General features: G+C 63.5%; 5 protein-coding genes. 4 read left to right on the forward strand and 1 reads right to left on the reverse strand.

Annotated elements, in window-relative coordinates; all coding sequences use genetic code 11:
* Positions 1–109 precede the first annotated feature (109 nt).
* Positions 110–1,438: a Fic family protein gene (locus tag V3B25_RS20960; protein ID WP_329811498.1), complete on the reverse strand. Its 1,329-nt coding sequence runs from the start codon at positions 1,436–1,438 to the stop codon at positions 110–112.
* A gap of 225 nt (positions 1,439–1,663) precedes the next feature.
* Between V3B25_RS20960 and V3B25_RS20965 the strand changes: the two genes are divergently transcribed.
* From V3B25_RS20965 to V3B25_RS20980, 4 genes are all read left to right on the forward strand, one after another.
* Positions 1,664–2,602 (forward strand): nucleoside hydrolase, encoded by a 939-nt coding sequence (locus V3B25_RS20965; protein ID WP_032127836.1) that lies wholly within the window; start codon positions 1,664–1,666, stop codon positions 2,600–2,602.
* Between the two features lie 88 nt (positions 2,603–2,690).
* Positions 2,691–2,933 (forward strand): type B 50S ribosomal protein L31, encoded by a 243-nt coding sequence (locus V3B25_RS20970; protein ID WP_032127837.1) that lies wholly within the window; start codon positions 2,691–2,693, stop codon positions 2,931–2,933.
* Positions 2,934–3,229: 296 nt separating this feature from the next.
* Positions 3,230–4,507: a citrate synthase gene (locus V3B25_RS20975; protein ID WP_032127838.1), complete on the forward strand. Its 1,278-nt coding sequence runs from the start codon at positions 3,230–3,232 to the stop codon at positions 4,505–4,507.
* A gap of 345 nt (positions 4,508–4,852) precedes the next feature.
* Entirely contained in the window at positions 4,853–5,923 is a 1,071-nt protein-coding gene (locus V3B25_RS20980) for a hypothetical protein (protein WP_329811499.1), read from the forward strand.
* Positions 5,924–6,206 lie beyond the last annotated feature (283 nt).

Genomic DNA, 6,206 nt, shown 5'->3' on the forward strand with positions numbered 1-6,206 from the left:
TCCCCGCATGGCGTGGATCTACTGCGCGCCGCGCGCGTGAGTCGAGCATGGCTCGACTCTACAGACAGCGCTTTCGATCACCTTCCCGTCATCCCCGCATGGCGTAGATCTACAGCGCCAAACGTTCCGACAGACCGGGTAGCACGAGATACTCGGACGCCTTCCCGACGCGCTCTTTGCTGACAAGCCCGGAAGCCACCAATCCGTTCAGATCCTTCAAGGCGGTCGGATAGGTAATGGTGTGTGCCGCCTGGTGGCTGGCGACGGTGTAGGTCCGGTCAGGATCCTTCAGCGCGTTGGCCAGCAACGCGCGCTGACGATGATTGAGAGGCACACCGCCAAGCCGGGCGGTTCGCAGCACGCGTCGCGCTGCCTGATCCTCCGCATGCTTCCTGGCGATGTAGGCATGCAAACCCTGGATCGATTGCTCAATCGCCTCCAGTTGTTGCGCCACGAAGTAGCCAAGATCCCGGTTGTCGCTTTCGGTGTAGAGGTAGGCCCGCATGTACTTGCCTGGGGACTTCTTCAAGACGCTGGAAATGGAGAAGTACTCGGTCATCCAATATCCGGCATTCATCATCGCCCAGTAGAACAGTGCGCGTGCCGTACGGCCATTGCCATCCACGAAAGGATGGTCATAGCCAATCTGGAAATGCAGTGCGATGGCTTTGGCGACAGGATGGATGAACGGTGTGCTTTCCTCATTGATGAACGTGCACAGCCGCTCGATCCGTGCGGGCACTTCCTCGGCCGGAGGAGGGATGTGCAGCAGCGTAGGTGGTGAGCCGCGATCGAAGATCGCAACGTTGTCTTCGGCGGTTCTGAAACGCCCGCTGTCGGTTGGAAGCTCCAGCGTGCCGTCGGTGAGGATGCTGTGCAGCTCCAGAATCTCGCCGGGAGTGATCGGGCGTATGCCGCGCTCGCGGATCACGTTCATTGCCACGTAGTTGTTGTAGATCATGCGCTCGGACTGGTCGCGCGGCGCACGGCCTGTGCTCAGCATTTCCTTTGCCACCGCCCGCGTGGTCGAGGCGCCCTCCAGCTGCGATGAGGTCATGGCTTCCTCGATCAGCGAGCGGATCAGGAACCGTCCTTGGCCGCTGGCAGCATCCACACCCTTCACCGAGCCTGCGGCCTCCCGATCAATGTAGTGCAGGTGCCGCTGCATTGAATCGGTAAGTGCCAGCTTGAAGGGTTGCTGCGTCTTGTCCAGCAACAGCGGTAGCGGCTTCAGCAATGCTGCGCGCGTCCACGTGATACCCAACCACCATTGTTCCGCGTTCAGGCCTGCCGGTGGCATCCTGTGGCGCACCCTGTCCCAGTGCTCATAGGCGCCGTTCACCTCGGGCCCGATCCGGGCGTCCAGGATGGTACCGAGGGTCTCGATGTACTTCCGTGTAAGGGTTGCCAGATCGGGAGCTGGTGTGGGCAGCTTCATGGTCGTTTTCTATAAAAAATGCATCATTTTTTATAGCAAATGATGTTGAGCGCTCCAAGCGTGCCCAATCAAAATCTGTTCATGTTCGTGAGTGGGTTGGGCGGGCCGATAATGGCGGGCAACGGATCCGACCCTCTCCCCGACACCTTTGCCGTTGGGACAGGGCGCTCTTGCAACGGTCATCATCCCGGTCCACACTTCGTTGCCGATCTGAAGACGGCAACGATGACCCACAAGATCCCCCTGTTGATCGACACCGACCCCGGTGTGGACGACGCCCTGGCCCTGCTGATGGCCTTTGCCGATGAACGGCATGACGTGGTCGCCCTGACCATCGCCGCCGGCAATGTCGGCCTGCAGTACACCGTCCGCAACGCCCTCAAGCTCTGCGACATCGTCGGCCGCGCCGACGTACCGGTGTTTGCCGGCAGCCCGGATCCCCTGCTGCATCCCTCCGTTGACGCCGCCCACGTGCATGGCCGTGACGGCTACGGCGACGTGGACCTGCCGCCGCCGAGCCGCCAGGCTGAAGCCGAGCACGCCGCACTGGCCATCCTGCGCCTGTCGCACGAGCACGCCGGTGAACTGATGCTGGTGATGCTTGGCCCGCTGACCAACCTGGCCCTGGCACTGAAGCTGGACCCGACCCTTCCCGAGCGCATCAAGCGCATCGTGGTGATGGGCGGTGCGGTCACCTGCCACGGCAACATCACCCCGGCGGCCGAATTCAACATCGCGTTCGATCCGGAAGCGGCGCACGTGGTGTTCACTTCGTTCAAGCACCTGCTGGTGTCGGACTGGGAGGCCACCGTCGCCCATGGCCTGCCGCTGCAGGATGCTGAAAAGTGGCTGCAGGCTGATTCCGATCGCGCCCGTTTCTACGAGCTGATCTCGCGCAAGACCCGTGGCCTGTCCGAGGACAGCAAGGGTGGCCGCTGGTATACCGCCGATGCGGTCGCCATGGCCTGGGCGCTGAACCCGGAAGGGCAGCTGCAGGTCGAATCGCGGCCGCTGAACGTGGAGCTGAACGGTACGTTCAGCCGCGGCGCCACCATCGTTGACTGGAACCGCCAGACCGGCCAGCCGGACAACTGCGATCTGCTGATGGCCTACGACCAGCAGCGTTTCGAGGCCCTGGTGCGCCAGGCCCTGGGCGCGGACTGAAGTCTGTTGACCCGCACCGGTTGCCCCGAGCGGCAACCGGTGCTTATAATGCCGCTCTTGACCACCAGCCCATTTACGGTGTGAGCCCATGAAGGCCGATATCCATCCGAACTACCGCGACGTCGTCTTCCATGACGTCACCTCCGATTTCAAGATCCTGACCCGCTCGACCATGGCGACGAAGGAAACCATCAAGTGGGAAGACGGCAACGAATACCCGCTGGTCAAGGTTGAAATTTCCTCTGCTTCGCACCCGTTCTACACGGGCAAGCACAAGGTCATCGACACCTCGGGCCGTATCGACAAGTTCCAGAAGCGCTACGCGCGCTGATCTGTCGATCCCGCTTCGAACCGACGGCCGCGCTCTGCGCGGCCGTTTGTTTTTCCCCAACGCCTACCCAACGGGCGTTTGGATGGACGGAACACTGCGTTCGGATGACAACGCTTTTGCCGATCCGGGCCGCTCAACGGCCGGCGTCTGGCCGCCTGTCGTATACGACTTCTGTCTAGCGCCGGGCAAATGCTGCTGTGCGATAATGGCGTGATCCCCGGCACAGGCCGAGGACGTCATTCACGTGCCTGACCAATGCGCTTGGGCAGGCGCCTTCCCATGAAGGAGCGCACACAGTGTCCGATCTTGATCAGGTCACGCTCAACGCCGGCGATAAGTCGGTCGTTCTGCCCGTCATCAAACCCACCCTTGGCAACGACTGCGTCGACATCGCGAAGCTGACCAAGGAAACGGGGTATTTCACCTACGATTCCGGCTTCACCGCGACGGCCAGCTGCAAGTCCGCCATCACCTACATCGACGGCGACAAGGGCGTGCTGCTGTACCGCGGCTACCCGATCGAACAGCTGTCGGAAAAGTCGAGCTACGTCGAAGTGGCCTACCTGCTGATCAACGGCGAGCGCCCGAGCGCCGAGCAGCTGAAGGCCTTCACCGACGAGCTGGCGGCTGAAGCCAACGTCGATGAGTCGATCAACACCCTGATCGGCAGCTTCGCCAAGGATGCACATCCGATGGCCATCCTGACCGCCGCCATCGCGCAGCTGTCGGGCATCTACCACGCCTCGCTGGACCTGTCCGACGCCGAACAGCGCCGCCAGGCCGCTGTGCGCCTGATCGCCAAGGTGCCGACCCTGTCGGCGCTGATCTACCGCCACGGCAAGGGCCTGCCGGCCAACAAGCCGGACACCTCGCTGGACTACGTCAGCCGCTTCCTGAAGCAGACCTTCGAGTCGGCTGATGGCCAGTACGATCTGAACCCGGACGTGGTCAAGGCGCTGGACCTGCTGTTCATCCTGCACGCCGACCACGAGCAGAACGCCTCGACCTCGACCGTGCGCCTGGTCGGCTCGACCGGTGCCAACCCGTACGCGTCGGTTGCCGCTGGCGTCACCGCGCTGTGGGGTCCGGCCCACGGCGGTGCCAACGAAGCCGTGCTGAAGATGCTGGAAGAGATCGGCAGCGCCGACAACGTCGAATCCGCCGTGGTCAAGGCCAAGGACAAGACCTCCGGCTTCCGCCTGATGGGCTTCGGCCACCGCGTCTACAAGAACTTCGACCCGCGCGCCAAGGTCATCGGCGAGATGACCAGCAAGGTGCTCAAGCAGCTGGGCGTGCAGGATCCGCTGCTGGACGTGGCCGTGAAGCTGGAACAGGCCGCGCTGCAGGACGAGTACTTCGTCGCCCGCAAGCTGTACCCGAACGTCGATTTCTACAGCGGCATCATCTACAAGGCGCTGCAGATCCCGACCGAAATGTTCACCGTCATGTTCGCCCTGGGCCGTACCTCCGGCTGGGTCTCGCATTGGCTGGAACAGCAGGTCGATCCGGAAATGAAGATCGGCCGTCCGCGCCAGGTCTACACCGGCAGCGACGTGCGCGACTACCAGGGCTGATCGCCTGCGTAGGTTGTGCCGAGAACGCCCCGCATCCGCGGGGCGTTTTTTTTGCTTCGGCTCTGGTAGCTGCCAACCTTGGTTGGCACGCTTTCGACACTCGTGAAAAATCATCCACGCATGGCGTGGATCTACTTTGTCCTCGCCCTTGGCTGGCACGCTTCCCCATCCACGCATGGCGTGGATCTACCACCGCATCCTCCTTCGGTAGGTGCCAACCTTGGTTGGCACGCGCTTCACCGCGCCAAGACCGCGTGATTCAAGGGTCTCGCCAGCTTCACAAGCGCTCGCGCAGCCTCAGGACGCCAGCTGCATCCGCAGCATCTGATCCGGAGCGTCCGTCCCATGAGTACCCGATTCGACCCACCCGAGCGCGGCCCGCTCGGCCCTGACGTCGGCACTGTCGTCGCCGCCCCCATCGTTGCCCCGCCAAGCGAAAGCGCCGTGTCCTGGGGTGCAATCTTCGCCGGTGCCGCCGCCGCCGCCGCGTTGTCCCTCATCCTGCTGATTCTCGGCGTGGGCCTGGGGCTGTCCTCGGTGTCGCCGTGGTCGTTTGAAGGCGTCAGCAAGGAAACCTTCGGTTGGTCCAGCATCATCTGGCTCACCTTCACCGCGCTGGCGGCTTCGGGTCTGGGTGGCTATCTGGCAGGACGCCTGCGTACCAAGTGGACGCAGATCCATGGCGATGAAACCTACTTCCGCGATACCGCACATGGCTTCGTGTCGTGGGCGGTGGCCACGCTGCTCACCGCCGGTCTGCTCACCTCGGCCATCGGCGGCGTACTCGGCACGGGCGCGAAAGTGGCCGGTGCCACTGCAGGCGCCGCTGCCTCCACGGCAGGCGTTGCCGCCGCGAGTGCCGGTAGCGCCGCCGCGGCTGCGCCGGAAGGCGACCTCAACTACTGGGTGGACTCGCTGTTCCGCAGCGCCACCAGCACAGGGCCGTCTGATCCTGCAGCGCCGCCTCCGCCGGGTGCGCCGATGGATCCGAATGCGGCACCGCCGCCGCCGGCCGCAAGCGTCGGCCCGCGCGACGCGCGCATGGCCGCACCTCCGCGTCCGACGCCAGGCAATGGCCCGATGGGTGATCGCCGCGAAGTGCGTGCCGAGGTGAACCGCATCATCGTCAACAGTCTGCAGGGAGATGGCCTGGATCCGGCCGACACCCAGTACCTGTCCCAGCTGATCGCGCGCGAGACCGGCATGAGTCAGGCCGAAGCGCAGGCGCGCGTGACCGATGTGCAGACACGCATGCGTGCTGCGCTGGAGAAGGCCAAGAACGCCGCCAAGCAGGCCGCCGACGACGCCCGCAAGGCAGCAGCGTATGCCGCGCTGTGGCTGTTCATCACGCTGCTGATCGGCGCGTTCTTCGCCAGCCTCAGCGCCACCTGGGGCGGCCGCCGCCGCGATCTGTAACCCCCGTTCCATGCAAGGAGACCTGCCATGAAAATGATTCTGCTCTGGTTGTTGGGCGTACCGATTCCGCTGCTGATCCTGTACGCGATCTTCTTCTGATCACGCGCCAACGCGAAGTCCACACATGCGTGGATGGGTCTTTGTAGAGTCGAGCCGTGCTTGTATGTTCCTCCCGGCTCCTACGAGGTATGTAGGAGCCAGGGTGGAGGGACCGTCAAGCATGCATCTGCGGATACTAGCCGACAGACGAGTCGAGCGATCCCCATCCCGCACACGAACGTCG

Origin of the sequence: Stenotrophomonas sp. SMYL8 (genome assembly GCF_036320065.1) — a bacterium.
Lineage (GTDB): Bacteria > Pseudomonadota > Gammaproteobacteria > Xanthomonadales > Xanthomonadaceae > Stenotrophomonas > Stenotrophomonas maltophilia_A.